At 64.2% G+C, this 16,900-nt stretch carries 13 protein-coding genes; 7 read left to right on the top strand and 6 right to left on the bottom strand.

Annotated features, from left to right (window positions below):
- Positions 1–5: 5 nt before the first annotated feature.
- A complete protein-coding gene (gene yidD, locus WG899_RS15830; RefSeq protein WP_339596623.1) occupies positions 6–320 on the top strand; it encodes a membrane protein insertion efficiency factor YidD in 315 nt (104 codons plus the stop codon).
- Positions 317–2,041 carry a membrane protein insertase YidC gene (yidC, locus tag WG899_RS15825; RefSeq protein ID WP_339596622.1) on the top strand — a complete coding sequence of 575 codons (1,725 nt, stop codon included), beginning with the start codon at positions 317–319 and terminating at the stop codon, positions 2,039–2,041. The genes yidD and yidC overlap by 4 nt, the downstream gene beginning before the upstream one ends.
- Positions 2,042–2,229: 188 nt before the next feature.
- Here yidC and WG899_RS15820 read toward each other — a convergent pair whose 3' ends face one another.
- Positions 2,230–4,233 (bottom strand): hypothetical protein, encoded by a 2,004-nt coding sequence (locus WG899_RS15820; protein ID WP_339596621.1) that lies wholly within the window; start codon positions 4,231–4,233, stop codon positions 2,230–2,232.
- Positions 4,234–4,374: 141 nt separating this feature from the next.
- A complete protein-coding gene (locus tag WG899_RS15815) occupies positions 4,375–5,172 on the bottom strand; it encodes a hypothetical protein (RefSeq protein WP_339596620.1) in 798 nt (265 codons plus the stop codon).
- 319 nt (positions 5,173–5,491) lie between these two features.
- Here WG899_RS15815 and WG899_RS15810 point away from each other — a divergent pair, with 319 nt between their 5' ends.
- The 5 genes from WG899_RS15810 (at position 5,492) to WG899_RS15790 (ending at position 12,504) form a co-directional block, all read left to right on the top strand.
- A complete protein-coding gene (locus WG899_RS15810) occupies positions 5,492–7,042 on the top strand; it encodes a sensor histidine kinase (protein ID WP_339596619.1) in 1,551 nt (516 codons plus the stop codon).
- Between the two features lie 50 nt (positions 7,043–7,092).
- A complete protein-coding gene (locus tag WG899_RS15805; RefSeq protein WP_339596618.1) occupies positions 7,093–7,761 on the top strand; it encodes a response regulator in 669 nt (222 codons plus the stop codon).
- Positions 7,762–7,874: 113 nt separating this feature from the next.
- Positions 7,875–10,064: a TonB-dependent receptor plug domain-containing protein gene (locus WG899_RS15800; protein WP_339596617.1), complete on the top strand. Its 2,190-nt coding sequence runs from the start codon at positions 7,875–7,877 to the stop codon at positions 10,062–10,064.
- A 120-nt stretch (positions 10,065–10,184) separates the two neighbouring features.
- Positions 10,185–11,561: a tRNA uridine-5-carboxymethylaminomethyl(34) synthesis GTPase MnmE gene (mnmE, locus tag WG899_RS15795; RefSeq protein ID WP_339596616.1), complete on the top strand. Its 1,377-nt coding sequence runs from the start codon at positions 10,185–10,187 to the stop codon at positions 11,559–11,561.
- A 118-nt stretch (positions 11,562–11,679) separates the two neighbouring features.
- Entirely contained in the window at positions 11,680–12,504 is an 825-nt protein-coding gene (locus WG899_RS15790) for a DUF2971 domain-containing protein (RefSeq protein ID WP_339596615.1), read from the top strand.
- A 343-nt stretch (positions 12,505–12,847) separates the two neighbouring features.
- Here WG899_RS15790 and WG899_RS15785 read toward each other — a convergent pair whose 3' ends face one another.
- The 4 genes from WG899_RS15785 to WG899_RS15770 form a co-directional block, all read right to left on the bottom strand.
- A complete protein-coding gene (locus WG899_RS15785; RefSeq protein WP_339596614.1) occupies positions 12,848–13,081 on the bottom strand; it encodes a DUF2805 domain-containing protein in 234 nt (77 codons plus the stop codon).
- Between the two features lie 26 nt (positions 13,082–13,107).
- Positions 13,108–13,656: an adenine phosphoribosyltransferase gene (locus tag WG899_RS15780; RefSeq protein WP_339596613.1), complete on the bottom strand. Its 549-nt coding sequence runs from the start codon at positions 13,654–13,656 to the stop codon at positions 13,108–13,110.
- A gap of 115 nt (positions 13,657–13,771) precedes the next feature.
- On the bottom strand, positions 13,772–15,307 hold the full coding sequence (locus WG899_RS15775; RefSeq protein ID WP_339596612.1) for a sensor domain-containing diguanylate cyclase: 1,536 nt from the start codon (positions 15,305–15,307) through the stop codon (positions 13,772–13,774).
- A gap of 97 nt (positions 15,308–15,404) precedes the next feature.
- Positions 15,405–16,721 (bottom strand): hypothetical protein, encoded by a 1,317-nt coding sequence (locus WG899_RS15770; protein WP_339596611.1) that lies wholly within the window; start codon positions 16,719–16,721, stop codon positions 15,405–15,407.
- Positions 16,722–16,900: the final 179 nt, after the last annotated feature.

The raw sequence follows: 16,900 nt of genomic DNA, 5'->3' as shown, positions 1-16,900 counted from the left end.
TCGCCATGAACCGCCCCCCGTCGATCGCCCAACGCGTGCTGATTGGCTTGGTGCGTGGCTACCGTTTGCTGCTGAGCCCTTGGCTCGGGGCCTCATGCCGTTTTGAGCCGACCTGTTCGGTTTATTCGATCGAGGCCTTGCAGCGCCATGGTGCCCTGGCGGGCAGCTATCTGACCGTGCACCGAATTCTGCGTTGCAACCCGTTTTGCGAAGGCGGCCATGACGGCGTGCCCGACAATGCGCCCGGCTTGTTCACCCGTCTTGGGTGCGTGCCGGATGCAACATCTCCTCGACCCTCCAATCCAGAAGCCTCCTCATGACTGATATACGCCGCACCGTGCTGTGGGTGGTGTTCACCATGTCCCTCGTCCTGCTGTGGGACGGCTGGCAAAAGCACAACGGACACCCGTCCATGTTCAGCCCTCCGGCGCCCAAGCCCGCCGCCGTGGCCGGCTCTGCGCCTGGCACCGGCCTGCCGACGGCCAGTGCCCTGCCGGGCTCGACCGGCGTGGCCGGCACCGCAGCACCCGCTGCCGCCGCCGCGACGACTGGCGAGGCCATCCACATCAAGACCGATGTGCTGGACGTGACCCTGAACACCTTGGGTGGCGACGTCACCCGTGTGGAGTTGCCTCATTACCTGACCGGCCCCGAGCCAGGCTTGTTTGACCCCATCCTGCAGGCCGTCGGCATCAAGGAAAAGAAGGCCATCCCGCAGACCCCGGTGGTGCTGCTGGATAGCGCAGGCCAGAGCTACAAGGCACAGACCGGCCTGTTGGGCGGCCAAGCCGGCACTTTGCCGAACCACAACACCTTGATGACCGTCACCAGCGCCGAGCGCGAACTGAAGGACGGCGCCAATGAGTTGCTGGTGCGCATGGAGTCGCCCGAGCAAGGCGGCGTCAAGTACGTCAAGACTTTCAGCTTCAAGCGCGGCGACTATGTGGTCGGCGTCAAGCACGAGATCATCAACGTCGGCACCGCTGCCGTAACGCCCCAGGTCTACGTGCAGCTGGTGCGTAGCGCCATGGTAGGCCCTGGCGGCGCACCCTTCACTTCCACCTTCACAGGACCAGCGCTGTACACCGACAAGGCGCACTTCCAGAAGGTCGAGTTCAAGGACATCGACAAAGACAAGGTCGAGATCGACAAGACCGCCGACAACGGCTGGGTCGCCATGGTGCAGCATTACTTTGCCAGCGCCTGGTTGCATAACGACAAGTCTGCACGTGAGTTCTTCGTCAACAAGGTGAAGGGCGCTGCGCCCGAGCAATACGCTGTTGGCATGGTCTTCACGCTGCCGGCCGTCGCCCCTGGCGCCACCGCGACCAAGGAAGACCAACTCTTCGTTGGCCCGCAAGAAGAAAAGAAGCTCGCCGAACTGGCCCCCGGCCTGGAATTGGTGAAGGACTACGGCATCTTCGCCATCCTGGCCAAGCCGCTGTTCTGGCTGCTGGAAAAGCTGCACGCCATGTTGGGCAATTGGGGCTGGGCCATCATCGCCCTGGTCGTGCTGCTGAAGATCGCTTTCTATTGGCTGAACGCCAGCGCTTACAAGAGCATGGCCAAGATGAAGGCCGTGGGCCCCAAGGTGCAAGCGATGCGCGAGCGCCTGAAGGACAAGCCGCAAGAGATGCAGCAAGAAATGATGCGCATCTATCGCGAAGAGAAGGTCAACCCGATCGGCGGCTGCCTGCCCATCTTCCTGCAAATGCCATTCTTCATGGGCCTGTACTGGGTGCTGCTGTCCACCGTTGAGATGCGCGGCGCACCTTGGCTGGGCTGGATTGTTGATCTCTCGGCCAAAGACCCTTACTTCATCTTGCCGCTGCTGATGACGGCCTCCAGCCTGTTCCAGGTCTGGCTGAACCCGACCCCGCCGGACCCAATGCAAGCCAAGATGATGTGGATCATGCCGCTGGCCTTCAGCTTCATGTTCTTCGTCTTCCCCTCGGGCCTGGTGCTCTACTGGCTGGTCAACAACATCTTGTCGATCGCCCAGCAGTGGTTCATCAACAAGCAGCTCGGCGTGCAGAACTAAACTGAAACTGCGCCAGTCGCGCAGAAAATCACAAAGCCCCCAAGCCCCCCCGCGCTTGGGGGCTTTTTTGTTGGCGCCGAAGCGATTTAAATCAACGCATGCGGGGCAGCAGTGGGTCAGCCTTCAGACCTTAGGCGCGCGAACCAGCTTCATGCGAATGTTGGATCCGGCCTCCCCCGCGCCACCCTTCATTGGCCCAACCAGTTGCTCCAACCCACATTGCCGATGCCAAACAGCGTTCGCCCTGTCGGCGAGACCCACAGCGGGCTGCGCAGGTAATAGCGCTTTCCGCTGCTACGCTCAGTCATCTCCATCTGGCAGACCAGGCTGAACTGATTGCTGTGATTGGCCGGCGCCCAGGCATAGCTCAAACCCGACAGACCATAGTTCGGGGGCGTGCGCGAGAGCAAAGGTGCAGCGCCGACTTCGCCCCGCCGCCGGGTATAGCGCACGCCGCCATCGCCGACCAGGCCCAGCAGCGGGTCGTACAGCTCACCGACGCATCGGCTCACGCTGGACTGGGTATCGAAGCGGACGATCCAGTCTTGTCCGGAAGCCGTTGTCGCATCGATGCGGCGTCCGTCAGGCCCCAGCAGCTGGGGTTCCAGCGTGTGCACGCAGTAACGCGGTATTTCCACAGGTGGGGAGCCCGAGGTGAAGCTTGGGTCGAGCACATCGTAGACCGCGTTGTTGAAGCACGCCTCCTCCCCGCCGAATAACTGCCGCAAGTCCACCGGTCTCACGGGCAGGCCGGTGTCAGGCACCAAGGCCAGCCGATAGCCTTCCAGCGCCTGCGCGCCAACGGGCAAGGGCAGCAAGGCCAGGCCGTCCGTCGGCGTCGGCGCCGGCGTGGGGTCGGGCGTGGGCGTGGGCGTGGGCGTGGGCGTAGGTGACGGGTTTGGGGGCAGATCACAACTGGCCAGATTGCCACCACCGCCCAGCGGCCAAGGGTCGCTGAGCAAGGAGCCTTGTACGTCGAAACCACCGCCCAGCTTGAGCTTGGCACTGACCTCGCCAAAGAGTTCAGACTTCCAGCCCAGGCAGTTGCGCGTGCCATCGGCGCGCACCTGCGCCGTCACCGCCAAATTGGCCCGCAGGCTGGCACTCACGGGCAAGACCGATTCCAACACGCGCAGTTGCATGTCCGGCCCGACTTTCAGCTGCAGCCCCAAGCTGGTGGTCGACTTACCCGGCAGCGGCTTGGCTGTGGGCGCCTGGCTGGCGGCACTGCCGGTGATGCGGTGGCTGCTTTGCAATTGCCGGCTGACCGGGTCATAGCGCAGCTCGACATGGCTGCGGGTTTCGCCATCGATCACCCGCATCTCGACCTTGGCATCGCCCTTGGCCTCACCCTGCAACATGATGGGCACTTCCAGCTTCACCAGGCCCAGGGCCTGCGGGAAGGCATAGCTGAAGCGCTTGAGCTCGATGCCGTTTTGGCTGCCACCTTCGCTGTTCGTGCTTTGCAGCTGCAAGAGCAGGGTTTGGTTGAGGGCGAGATCGCCGGTCAGATTGAAGGTCTTGAAGCCGCTGGCAGCTTCGAAGTCCAGGTCCAGATCCAGCGTCATGATCAGCTGGCCTTTGTAGCTCAGGCCCACCGGGCCGAAGGCACTCAGGTCGTAGGCAAAGTTGCCCGATACCGTGCCGGCTGCGGGGCTGGCCGCTGGCCCCGTGACGGCCAGCGCATGCACAGGGCGGCTGGCCGCCGGCGTGAGCTGGGCCTCTTGCAGCCGCGCCTTCAGCCGCAGACTGGCAAACACCTCGCCCAACTCCGGCGCGCGAGTGCCCAGCCGGGTGCCGCTGGCGTCCACCGACGTGACCGCATAGGCGCGGCCCGCCACGATCAAGACCTGACCCTGCTGCACGCCGGGCGCGGCGCTGAAGACCAGGGTTCCATCGGCCTCGCTTTGCAAAAGCTGCGGCGCGCCAGCGGCCGTGCTGAGTTCACGCACCGTGCTTTGGTACGCCGCTTGCACCGTGGTATCGCCGCTGGCGGCCGGGGGTGTAGGGCGGATCAGGGCGCTGGGGCTCGCGGGATCGCTGGGCTTAGGGGAAGCTGGATCACCCGCCGGGCTAGCCCCTCCGCCGGTGCTTCCACCGCCTCCTCCGCAAGCCGAGAGCAGACTCAGGCTCACCGCCAAGGCCACCGCGGGTGCCACCGCCATGCCGCGCCGACAGTGACGGGTGTTCAATCGTTTTCTCATGGAATCTGAAGCAGTGGTCGTGCAAGGGATCGGGCCCGGAGGTCAGCGCCGCGCTCAAGCGGCGCAGCCGGGGCATGCCCGGCTGCATCGTCTTTCAACGCATCAAGTTTTTATCGCCGATGGCCGGCCTCAGTTCTGCAGCCACATATCGACATAGCCTGCGCTGCTGCCGTTGGTTGGAACACCGCGGCTCACCACGACATACCGCGTCACGCCATTGACCTGGAAGCTGTAGGCCGTCAGGTAGAGCTTGCCTTTTCCGCCCTCGATGGAGAGAGTGCCTCCGGCCAGCAGATTGTTGAGATCGGCGGCCGTGGCGCTGGTGCCGTCATTGCCACTCAGATTGCCGCTGGCATCCACGCTGTACTTCAAGCTGCTGGCCGTGGGCGCACTGTTTTGATTGCTGCTCTCGCCATTGCTGTTGGTGTAGCTGCAATCTTCCATGCGATAAAAGCTCTGACCGGCCAACTCGCTGGCACGGCTGAGCTTGAGCGCCCGCGCGCCGCCTGCGGCGGATTGAGTGACCACACCCACGAAAGCGGATTTGAGTGGCGTGCCATTGCACAACATGATCACGCTGCCATTGGCGCGGTTCACTACGGTGTAGCCCGTGGCGCTGACGCCAAAGTCATTGCCCAAGACGGTGAGCACGGTGCTGGCCGTGCTGCTCAGCTTCCAGCCCAGGCCCTGGGTGTTGCTGCGGTCGATCGCGCCGGCATCGAGCGTTTCGTTCGCAGACCCGGGGGTATACACATCGAACTGCTGGCCCAGGAACAAGGCATTCAGGCCGCTGCTGTTGATGGGGCTTGGCGCCGGGGCTGGAGCTGGAGCGGGTGCGGGTGCGGGTGCGGGTGCGGGTGCGGGTGCTGGTGCTGGTGCCGGTGCAGGCGTATCTGAGCTGCCGCCGCCTCCACACGCGGTCAACATGGAGGCGCTTGATGTCGCAAGCGCGGCGGCCATCAGCACGGTTGCCGCCGAGCGAGGGCGTCGAATGCGGGGGCGGCGAGAAGATGTGGAGGGCAGCATCGGAGAGGGTCCTAAAGTTGGTCAGCGATCAGCGAACGCCGCGCCTCGGCATGCTTGGTGCCAGAGGCAACGGAATTGCACCGGATGCTATGGATACACTCGCCCCTCCGTAATCGCTTCGGAGTTGACATCGATGTCAACCGCAAGACGACAAGGCCGCATGACGAGGAGTGTTGACCTGAACCGCCACCTGCCAACCCGCGCAAGAGCTGCCCTCGCGTTGCTCGGACTGCTTCTGGCCTTGTTGTGGGTCTCGGGCATCGCCGCAGCCTGGATGCTTGATCGAGAGCGCGTTGACCGCGAAGTGCAGGATGAGCTGCATCGGATCAGCCTACTTGCCGCCGCGGAACGGCAGCAATTCTTCAGCGCCAGCGGCTTTTGGTACGACCACATCGTCCGCGGCGCCGACGGTCAGCTCACCCTTGACCTGGGGGCGCCCGGGTTGCGGGCCGTCTGCCAGCGCTTGCGCGACAAGGGCGCGCGCTCAACCCTGGTGTGGCAAGACCGCCGGTGGATCTGCGACCCTGCGGACAGCGGTCCGCCGGTGGCCAGTGCGCCTGATGCCCATGAACGCGCCGCCCTCGAGCGCATGGCCCGGCTGAGCTTTCAGACGCCTGAGGACACGACGCGCATTCGGCTTGAGCCCAGCGACACCGCTCCGGCCTGGCTGATGCCGGTGTGGGACGGCGCACCGCCCTGGGCTGCAGCAGATGCTGGCGCCATCCCAGGGCGCGTGGTCGGCTACGTGCAGCTGGAGATGCCCCTCGCCGCGATGATGGCGCGCGCCACTTCGCGCTGGGAGCACTCCGCCCGAGTGCAGTACCGGGCGCTGGCGCTCGGCTCGGTGGAAACGCCGACCCGTGTGCTGTGGTCGGAGGGCACGCTGCCGGTGCGGGCCTACACGGACTCTCTCGTTACGGGATTCTTGGATCTCGCCGGTACGCCACTGCCGATGCGGATTTATGCGAGCCAAGCACTCGAGCCGGTCGCGACGGTGATGGTGGGCACGGCTCTTGTGCTGGGCCTGCTGTTTGGCACGCTGTGGTGGCTGAGCTGGCGTCTGCTGGCCAGCCGGGCGCGCTTGGCCGAGGTGCTGGCGCGGCGCACGGCCAGGGCCCAGCACCGGCAGCGCGCGCTCGCCGACAGCCGCGAGGTGAACCGGGCGCTGGTGGGGGCGGCGCGGCAGGCTGGCGCCGTGGTGCGCCAGCGGCTTGGCGCCGAGTTGCACGACAACACCGGCCAGCTACTGACGGCCGCCCAGTTGCAGGCCCGACATTTGGCATTGGTGGTCGACCCGGCGCAGCAATCCGCTTGCGAAACCTTGGCCGACACCTTGCGCGACGCCGCACGGGCGGTGCGCGAACTGTCCCATGACTGGCACCTGGCACCGACCCACCATGCGGACACACCAGACCTGCTCGCCGAGCTGAGCCGGCTGGCCGAGCGCAGCCGGCCTCTGCCGGTCGAGTTGGTGCTGCCGCATGAATTGCCCAGCTGGGATGCTGAAGCTTGCCACTCACTGCTTCGCATCGCTCAGGAGGCGGTCAGCAATGCGCTGCGCCATGCCCATGCCAGCGCCATACGACTGTTGCTGAGTCCCGCGCCCGACGAACTGCTGCGCATCGAAGATGACGGTGTGGGCTTTGATGCCGCCCACATCGAAGGGGGCCTGGGCCTCACTTCGATGCGCGCGCGCGCGGCGACACTGGGGGCCCGTCTCGCTGTGGACTGCTCCAGTGGCTGGACGCGCATCAGCGTCAAGACCGCCTGAACCCCGCGCCGACCTCAGCTGCTTGCCGGACACGACCTCACGCCGCTTCCATGCCTGCCCTCTATCCCTCTGATGACGCCTTCGAGGCGAGTTCCTTTCTGCTGGTCGACGATCACCCGGTGGTGCGTGCCGGTGTGGCGCAACTGCTGCGTCAAGCCTGGCCGCAGCGCGCCTGCGATGAGGCTGACAGCGTGACGGCTGCGCTGGCCGCGCTGGACGCAAAGCGCTATGCGCTGGTGGTGCTGGACCTGAAACTGCGCCATGAGACAGGCCTGGATCTGCTGCAGGCGCTGCGTGAGCGGACGGACGTGCCGCCTGTGCTGGTGATGTCGATGCACGAGAGCCCAGCCCTCCTCAACGCCGCGCTCAAGGCTGGCGCGCGGGGCTATGTGTCCAAGCTCTCAGCCGCTGACGAGCTTGCCAAAGCCGTGCGCAGCTTGCTCGGAGGCGGGCGCTACTGGTCGAGCGCGGTGTTGGACGAAATGGTGGGCGCTGAGCTGAGCCAAGGCGGCCTACCGGCGCTGGCACCGCGCGAGTGGCAGGTCTTCACGCTGCTGGCGGAAGGCTGCGACAAGCCGGAGATGGCCGCACGGCTGGGTCTGAGCGAGAGCACCGTCGAAACCTATCGCCAGCGTCTGCGCACCAAGCTGGGCCTTGCAGACAATCTGCAGCTCGTCAAAGCGGCGGTGGAGCACTTCATCGCCAGTGGCGCGCGCTGAGCGGTCTCGCGCCCAGACCCGCCCAGCGCAGCTCGGCTGCGTCGTCTCATCTAGACAGCAGTCCATCGCCCCCAAGCAACTCCCCCTTACCGAGTCCCCGATCTGCATTTGCCATGAATTTGGATATCCGCCAGCTGTCGCTCCTTCTGCCCGTGCCCAAAGGCGATTTCACGGTGCGCCGCAGCACAGCAAGATCGCTCCGCTTGCGCGCCCTGAGCGCCCTACTTGGCGCCGTAGGGCTGAGTGCTCAAGCACAGACGGTGCTGGAACCGCAAACGGTGCTCTCCAAGCGCGAAGCGCCGGGACTGCTGGCCCTCGTGATCAACCGCGAGACGCTGGAGCGCAGCGGTGCGCGCGATCTGGCTGCGGCGCTGGCGCAGTTGCCGGGCGTCGTGCTGGACCGCTCAGGCGAAGCCGAGGGTGACCCGCCACGGCTGTCCTTGCGCGGCATGACCGGGGGCTACACGCTGGTGCGGGTGAATGGCCTGCCCATGAAAACGCTGGGCCCAGGCATCGCGCTCGACGGGCTTACGCTGGATCGCGTCGAGCGGGTGGAGGTGCGCACGGCGCAGCGCGCCGCCGATGGTGGCGAGGCCGTGGCGGGCATCATCGACGTCGTATTGCGTGAATCGGCGCCCCCCGGGGCAAGGCTGTCGGCCGCCCTGCTGCCGCGCGGCGCCCGGACGGGCGCCGAAGTCGGCTGGCGGCAAGGCTGGGTGGGGCAGGGTTGGCAGGCGCAGCTGGGTGCCATCGGACGTGATGCACCGTCGGCGTGGACGGACCGGCTCGCGCAACACATTGATTTCGCCGGGACCAGCGTCCCGCCACCCGCACGGATGGAGAACACGCTTTCGCGCCAGGGTTCGGACCGCACGCTCGCGCTGGACGCCACGCTGCAGGCGGTGAGCGACAACCAAGACTGGCAGCTCAAGCTGATGCGCTCCGCAGACGATTCGGCACAGCGCACCGCCACCCGCCATGCGCTGCACCAAGCACCGTTCCCGCCCGACGACGAAGGCAACGATTTGCAGTGGACCGAACGTCGCGTCACCGAACTGGCGAGCGCGCGCTGGCGCCACCATGGCACGACGACCCTGTCGGTCGACACTTGGCTGCGGCGCGACCGCAATGACAGCGCCGGGCAGCAGCTCGCCGTCGGCACCGCGCCAGACAGCGCTGATCGCTGGGCCGACCAGCAGAATGAACGCGAATGGCGCTTGGCCGCCACTTTGGAGCGCGAGCTGACGCCCAACTGGGCGCTGTCGGCAGGCACGCAACTCGGCGCTTCCGTGGCGTGCACGTCCAGCGAGGGCGACGAAAGCCCCCAGCCCTGCCAGCGCCGACGCCAGCCGGCCCTCTGGGGCGAGCTGCAATGGAAGCCGAACCCCAAGCACCAGCTCGTGCTGGGACTGCGGCGCGAGGGCAGTCGACTCGACGGCATCGCCAGCCCGCGCGATGACGTGTTCATCCTTCCAAATCTGAGCTGGCAGCAGACCTTGAACGCGGCCGGCACCCTTCGGCTGGAGGCGGCCCTCGCGCGCACGATGCGGCTGCCGCGCTTGCGTGAGTTGCATGACGGCGTGCGTGAGCGTGCCGGCACGCCCGGGAATCCGGACTTGCTCGGCAACCCGGAGCTGCGCCCCGAGCGTGTGAATGGCGCTGAGCTGGCACTGGCCGGTTCGCTGGCTGAGGCGTGGACCGGCCGCGTGGGCGTGTTCGGGCGGCACATCAACGATGCGATGCAGCCAGTCCTTTCACCCACGGCGGACGGCCGCTGGCAGCAGCAGACACGCAATGTCGGGCATGTGCGCAGCACCGGGCTGGAGCTGTCAGCCGAGGGCCGGCTGGGGTCGGGATGGCAGCTGTCCTTCAACCAGGCCTTCTACCAATCCACGGTCGAGGCACTGCCCGCGCCAGACAACCGTCTCGTCGGCCAGCCGCCGGCGCGCACCACACTGTCACTGCAGGGCAGGGCCGCCGCTTGGCAGCTGAACGCGGCGCTTCGCTGGCAGCCTGGCTATGCGGCGCGCACGACGGCGGTGCAGACACTACGGCGCGATGCCGAATTGCGGCTGGACCTGGGCGCTCAGACCGAGCTGCCTGCGTTTTGGAACACGGCGTCCGGATCCACTGCCACTCAGGCGCAAACCCCGCTGCGCCTGCGTATCGGCGTGACCGATATCGGCCCACACAGTGCAGGCAGCGAGTTGGTCTGGACGGACGAAGCGGGCAATGGACGGCGCAGCCGCTTTATGGCCGATCGCCCGCCGGTACTGAGGGTCTCGCTCGACTGGCAGGTCTGAAGCTCGGCGACGCCAGCTGCCGATGGCCAGAGGCTCATGGGCTCATGGGCGATGGCAACAAGGCCGTGGTCTCTCGAGGGCACAGCAGCTGGCGGCGAGTCTTGACCGACAATCCCGCCCATGCTTGCTCGCCACCAAGACCCCATCGCCGCCATCGCCACCGCCCCTGGACGCGGAGCCGTTGGCATCGTGCGGGTCTCCTCCCCGCAAGACCTGACCCCCTTGGTCGAAGCGATTTGCGGACGTGCGCTGCGCGCCCGTGAAGCGACCTATCTGCCCTTTCGCGATGCGGCCGGCGTGGCCATTGACCAAGGCCTGGCGCTGCTATTCCCGGCGCCGCATTCCTATACCGGCGAGCATGTGCTGGAGTTGCAAGCGCATGGGGGGCCGGTGGTGCTGCAACTGCTGCTGGCGCGCTGCTTGGAGGCTGGCGCCGAGCTGAAGATTCGCCTGGCCGAACCCGGCGAATTCACCCAGCGTGCGTTTCTGAATGGCAAGTTGGATCTGGCTCAGGCCGAAGCCGTCAGCGATCTGATCGACGCCAGCACCGAGGCTGCAGCACGCAGCGCCGGGCGTGCGCTGGCCGGCGCGCTCTCGCACGAGGTGGGAGAGCTGCGCGATGCGCTGATCAAGCTGCGCATGTTGGTGGAGGCCACGCTGGACTTCCCCGAGGAAGAGATCGACTTCTTGCAGCAGGCCGATGCCCTCGGCCGGCTGGCCCGTTTGCAAGAGCGACTCGAAGCCGTGCTGGACCGCACTCAGCAAGGCGCGCTTTTGCGCGAAGGCATCAAGGTGGTCTTGGCCGGGCAGCCGAATGTGGGCAAGAGCTCGCTGTTGAATGCCTTGGCTGGGGCCGAGCTGGCCATCGTCACGCCCATCGCCGGCACCACCCGCGACAAGGTCAGCCAGACGATTCAGATCGAAGGCGTGCCGCTGCACATCAGCGACACCGCCGGCCTGCGCGACACCAACGACGAGGTGGAGCGCATCGGCGTGGCGCGCAGCTGGGAGGCCATCGCCGATGCCGACGTGCTGCTGTTCATGCACGATCTGACGCGCCTGGGGCAAGCCGACTACGAGGCCGAGGACAAGCTGATCTCGGCCCGCTTGGCGCAAGTGCCGCCCGAGCGCATCGTGCAGGTCTTCAACAAGGCCGATGCAGCCCACACCGAGGCGCTGCCCGAAGGCGCCTTGCGGATGTCGGCCAAATCAGGCGTGGGCCTGACTGAGTTGCGCCAGCGCTTGCTGCTACAGGTGGGTTGGCATGCCACGCCGGAAGGCGTGTTCATCGCGCGTGAGCGTCATGTCCAAGCGCTCAAGCGCACCCGCGAGCATCTGTCGCAAGCGATGGCGGTGGCTCATTTGCAACCACCGGCGCTGGACTTGTTAGCGGAAGAACTGCGCCTGTCTCACGACGCGCTGGGCGAGATCACCGGCGCCTTTTCGGTCGACGATTTGCTCGGCGAAATCTTCAGCAAATTCTGCATCGGAAAATAACAGCACGTTCGCGGATGAGCTGTAATGCGTATTTCACGCTGACCTATCATCAAGCCCACATCAGTTCGCAAACTGCGAGGGCTATTTGGCGGATCAACAAAGAATGCGGCCGCGCCACTTGTACAAATACCTGAGCCTCGACGCGGCTAGTTTTGAGTACACGCGCCAAGCTTTGGTTTCACGGCGGCTTTTCTATCAATCGCCGATCAAATTCAATGATCCGTTTGACTGCGCCCCGGCTCATGATGTGAGCGACACCACCGAGGAACAACTTGTCGCGGCAAGTGCAAGTGGGTTGATACGGGGGGGCGCGAGCCTCCTAGACGCGCTTGAACTTTCCCTGTCAAGTCTTCCCACTCTGAAACACCGAGTCCTTGGCCCCAAGAGTGGCCCCGAGCGGAACTCGCTCCTTCGAAAGACCCTCAGTGAACAGCTCGGCGTGCTTTGTCTTTCTACGCACGGCAAACACGCCTTGATGTGGGCTCACTATGCGTCGAAGCATCAAGGCATCTGCCTTTGCTTCAATGGCAAGCATGATTTTTTCGGTCACACTCACCAAGTCAGCTATTCAACCGCTCGCCCCATAATCCGCACCTTTCATCAGCCTGCAGAGGAAGCGGAAGAGCAAGAACGTATACAGCGAACGCTCCTCACGAAACACGATGTTTGGAAGTACGAGGGTGAATGGCGAGACATCCGCTTCCCCCCTGACTTGTCTACCTATGACCAGGGCGTGCGTACGTATCCGTCAGAAGTCCTGAAGGGCGTGATTCTCGGGGCGGAAATCTCCGATGCAAACCGGTTGCAAGTTGCAGAGTGGGTTTCAGAAGCTGCGCCGAAGGCGCAGGTCTGGCAGCTGAGGCTCGATCATTCCAGCTTTGCCTTGAAGGCTGATCGGGTACGCCTCGCCAAGCGGAATGCTTGGTGCTTTTCCCAGGCCTAGGCCCCAACGCTTGTTCCCTTTCAAGCAGTGCCGGGAACAGGCTCAACTGTTCAACGGGAACAAGAAAGGCGAGCATTCACGCGGACTTGCATCGCACTGTTCCCGTGTTCCCGGTGTTCTCGCCGATTTCGAGGCAGGGGGAAAAGTTTTGCAACTTCAGGCGATGCTGGCCCATCAACGTCGGTATCCTCTCCGACTTGCTCACAGGGTCACTTGCTTTGAGTGAGTCCAAGTTTGAGTCCAAGTAGCTTGGACTCAGAACGAGAACCCAGTATCCATGCGGCCTAGCGGCCGTTATCTATGTTCTGCATCGGCAAGTGAAGCTCGACATTGCGCCGAGCGATCAACGCCCGTGCGGAAAGGTCGATCTAGAGGTCGGCTTCTTCACACCCTTGCCCTGGGCCACCCACATCTTGTAGGCGGCCGGGGTCAGTTCACGCTTCATCAGCTGCACCAACTCGCCCTCGCCCAAGGCGTGTTGCAGAAACACTTTCTTGAAGGGCGGAGTGTCTTCCCAAGCCGTCTTGATGATGGCTTGGATTTGTTCGGGGCTGAGGCGGGGGATTGTTTTGGCCATGGGCGGATTGTCCGTCAATCAATCCCTCAGTGGCCATCAAACTCAAGCAAGGTAAACAAGGGCAGGCCAAAGGCGCGCAGCTTGGCCGAACCGCCGAGTTCGGGCAGGTCGACGATGCAGGCGCCTTCGATCACTTCGGCGCCGAGTCTTTGCAGGAGCTTGGCGCCGGCCATCATGGTGCCGCCGGTGGCGATCAGATCATCGATCAGCACAACGCGGTCGCCCGGCTTGACGGCATCGGTGTGCATCTCCACCGTGGCGCTGCCGTACTCCAGCTCGTAGCTCTCTTCCACCGTGGTGAAGGGCAGCTTGCCTTTCTTGCGGATCGGCACAAAGCCCATCCCCAGCTCATAGGCCAGCACCGAGCCGATGATGAAGCCGCGCGCGTCGAGCCCTGCAATGGCCGTCGGTCGGGCGTCGAAGTAGCGGTGCACAAACTGATCGATCAGCACCCGAAAGACGCGCGGGTTCGACAGCAGCGGGGTGATGTCGCGGAACTGCACGCCCGGCGCCGGCCAGTCGGGCACGGTGCGAATATGGCTGCGGATGTAGTCGGCTGGGCTGATGGTGGACATGGGGGGACTCGTTCGCTCAGGCGCTGCTGCGCGACCTCATGGCCACGGCCAGCGCCATTGCAGGATTGGCAATGCCAGCGATATTAGCCGCACACCGATACCGAAACCTGCGGGCTCAAGCCGCCTCGCGTTCGCAGCAAACCATCCGGGAGCGCCCACCCTGCTTGGCGGCATAAAGGGCCGCATCGGCCCGCTCGACCAGCAGCATGCCGGCCGAAGAAGGCCGCGCGCCATCCTGCCAAGACGCCTCGCCATCGCCCGCCACACAAGCGGCCACGCCAATGCTCAAGCTGACGCGCCGGCGCATCGGCGCGGCGTCATGGGGAATGGCCGCCAAACGAATACTGTCCAGGCAGCGCTGCGCCACCACCTGCGCCTCGGCCAGATCGCACTCGGCCAGGAGAATGACAAACTCCTCGCCGCCGTAACGGCACACCGCATCGGAGCTACGGCCGGCGCAGGTGCGCAACAGCTCGGCCACTCGGCGAAGGCAGTCATCGCCGGCGACATGCCCATAGCGATCATTGAAGAGCTTGAAGTGGTCAATGTCGACCATGATGCAGGCCAGGGCATGGCCATGCCGGGCGCTGCGCTGCCACTCTTGTTGCAGAAGCTGGTCGAAGAAGCGACGGTTGCCGACGCCGGTCAGGCCATCGGTGATCGACTGACGCGCCAACAGAGCATTGGCCTCCTGCAACTCAAGCTCTTGGCGCTTGCGCTCGCTCAGGTCGGTGATGATGCAGACGAAACGGTGGGTGGTCTCAGTCTTGACCTCGGCCACGCTGAGCTGCAGGGTCAGCGCCTGCCCATCGCGGCGACGAACCGTCAACTCCTGCGGACGCCCCAGCAGGGCGGCGGGGCTCAAGCGCTCGCCCATCCAGGTGCCAAACAGCAGGTCGATGTGGCTGCCCTGCAACTCATGGGCACTGAAACCAAACAGCGCTTCGGCGGCCGGGTTCAGCTCCAGCACATGGCCGGAGGTGTCCAAGGTCAAAACGCCGTTCGGGGTTGCGCGGACAAAGGCGGTCAGATGGGCCTTGCTGGCGGCCAAGCGCTGCTGCTCAAGCACCAGGTCGCTGACATCCATGCGCACACCGATGATGCCGCCCGACTGCAGCCTCCGCTCGTAGACCCGAACCCAGCGGTCGCTTTGCATCTGCAGATGCTGCAGCAGCGGCTCACTCGCGGCGTGGCTGCGCGTCCGGCGCGCGACCAAACGCTCCATCAGCCATTCTTCCTCGCGCCCCTGCGCACTCGGCACACAGCCCTGGCTGATCGACTTGCGCACCAAGTCCTCGAAACGCACGCCCATCTGCAAGTCGGCCTGCATATGCGGGTAGAGCTGCACCAACTGTTGGTTGAAGGCCACCAAGCGGTCATCGGCATCAAAAATCTCGACGCTGGCCGGCAGCGCCGCGATGGCCTCATCCAGCGTACTACGGGCGCGCCCCACCTCGGTGGCAGCCCGCTTGAGCGCCCGGGAAACCCTGGCAATCAGCAGACCCGTCAGCGCCAAGTTGCTCAGTTGCAGGGCCAGCACCCAAGCGCCTGCTGTGCCAGCCCGCAATGTCAAAGCCAGGGCAGCGGCCTGCGCCATCAGTAGCATGGCAGCAGCCAATCGCGCCCAGGCGGGAGGTGAAAAGGAAGACATCATTCGGGTCGGCACCTATGGTTTTCCCGAATGCTACTGAGCCGGTCGAGGCTGCGTATCCGGCATCACCCTTCCCCCTTCTGGGGGTAGCCAAAGATCAAAACACGGGCGGGCAGGTGACGGTGGTGGTACTGCGCTTGAGCACCGTATTCAGGTCATGGATCACACCATGCACTTGCAGGCTCACATTCTTGCCCTTGTTCAGGCCTAATTCCTGCCAGCCGCTGTACAGAACCGTCCATTGGTCGGGATCCTTATTCGGGTTGAGGACAAAAGACTCGTTCACCGAAGGGAAGCCAATGCAGGACATGAAGCCGCCTGCACAAGCCGCTGGACCCAAAGACAAAATTTTGTCGACGGTGTTCATGTTGGCCGGGTCGCCCAGAAGCACATTCATCAACTCCTGGTCCGTGACATCACGCGTCGAAACCAAAAAGTGCAATGCCGACGCCGTCGGCAGATCAGCATTGCCGGTGATGAAGAGCCCCGGGCCATTGGTCACGAGGCCCGAAGAGGTCCAACGCACCGAGACGCAACTTGGGCTTCCAGCGTTGAACGACAGATTGGCGCGCACCTGCGGCATGACGTTTGTCGCACCCACATTAAACAAATCCCAACCCGCAGGTCCAGCCTTGCTGCCATTGCGCTTCACCACTTCAACCAACAAAGAGTCTCCAAAGGTCACAACCGGGCAAGTAAAGGTCATCTCCTCTGCAAACAGCCCCTGAGGATCGGGGCTGCCAGGGCCATTGGTATCGGTGGAACGAAACGTGGCGCCACCGATCGCCATGGGGTCAATGCCACACCAGGCGGGCTGGTAGGGCTTGGTCACATCCAATTTCGGCTTGCGCAGCGAGCTGCGCGACACCGAAATGCCAACGTCCGAATAGATTTCAGCGACAAACAAAGGCTCAAACCGAGGGCGAGACAAGTTCTTGCCCTTGATGGTGCACACCAGTGAATCCTTGTTCATGACAGGAAGGTTGCAGACGGGTTGACCCGGCTCTGGGATCACCCGATCGATGATGAGTCGAACAAACATCAAATTGGTAAAGGACTCTCGATAGTCTGCAAACTCGACCGTCGTGCTGCGCAAGAGGTCATAGCTGACGTTGGCAATCTTCATCGTGGCATGCAGCCCACTCAACACCAAGCCACGCTCACTCTGGGCGTCAAAGCTGAAGGTGAAGGGGTCCGGCGTTTTGAAGTCAGTGAACGGCGTTATTTTGTAGCCGCTCATGTTTTGCAGAATCGACTCCACGTATTGCGCTGCGTCGGAAAGCTGTGCCGAACTGATGGTCTTGACACCCGCGCCAAAGGCAGCGAAGGCCGTCTCCGGCTGCGCTTTCAAAGCCTTGGCGACCGTCAGGTCAGTGATCGGATTGACATTGATGATCTTGCCCGCCTCGGCCACGTAGCTGTACAGCGTGGCTGCCGGTGAACTAACGCCCAACTTCAACATGCAAGGGAAGGGCGTGCTGGTCTGCAAACCCAGGTCAATGCTGAATCGACCTATCGAATCCGTGCGGCCAGCGGCCGTGGCGCCGTTGGCGCATTTGGCCACCACATCGCCACCAATGACGACCCCACCCG

Origin of the sequence: Paucibacter hankyongi (genome assembly GCF_037482915.1) — a bacterium.
In the GTDB taxonomy this organism is placed as follows: Bacteria; Pseudomonadota; Gammaproteobacteria; order Burkholderiales; family Burkholderiaceae_C; genus Paucibacter_A; species Paucibacter_A hankyongi.
Note: the sequence above shows the minus strand (reverse complement) of the source record. Positions and strands in the feature narration are given on the sequence as shown.

What these genes read in the sequence shown, in the direction of transcription:
- WG899_RS15800 (WP_339596617.1), top strand. Translation starts at nt 7,875, where the DNA reads ATGAATTTGGATATCCGCCAGCTGTCGCTCCTTCTGCCCGTGCCCAAA.
- yidC (WP_339596622.1), top strand. Translation starts at nt 317, where the DNA reads ATGACTGATATACGCCGCACCGTGCTGTGGGTGGTGTTCACCATGTCC.
- WG899_RS15785 (WP_339596614.1), bottom strand. Translation starts at nt 13,081, where the DNA reads ATGGCCAAAACAATCCCCCGCCTCAGCCCCGAACAAATCCAAGCCATC.
- WG899_RS15780 (WP_339596613.1), bottom strand. Translation starts at nt 13,656, where the DNA reads ATGTCCACCATCAGCCCAGCCGACTACATCCGCAGCCATATTCGCACC.
- WG899_RS15805 (WP_339596618.1), top strand. Translation starts at nt 7,093, where the DNA reads ATGCCTGCCCTCTATCCCTCTGATGACGCCTTCGAGGCGAGTTCCTTT.
- mnmE (WP_339596616.1), top strand. Translation starts at nt 10,185, where the DNA reads ATGCTTGCTCGCCACCAAGACCCCATCGCCGCCATCGCCACCGCCCCT.
- WG899_RS15815 (WP_339596620.1), bottom strand. Translation starts at nt 5,172, where the DNA reads ATGTTGACCGCGTGTGGAGGCGGCGGCAGCTCAGATACGCCTGCACCG.
- WG899_RS15775 (WP_339596612.1), bottom strand. Translation starts at nt 15,307, where the DNA reads ATGTCTTCCTTTTCACCTCCCGCCTGGGCGCGATTGGCTGCTGCCATG.
- yidD (WP_339596623.1), top strand. Translation starts at nt 6, where the DNA reads ATGAACCGCCCCCCGTCGATCGCCCAACGCGTGCTGATTGGCTTGGTG.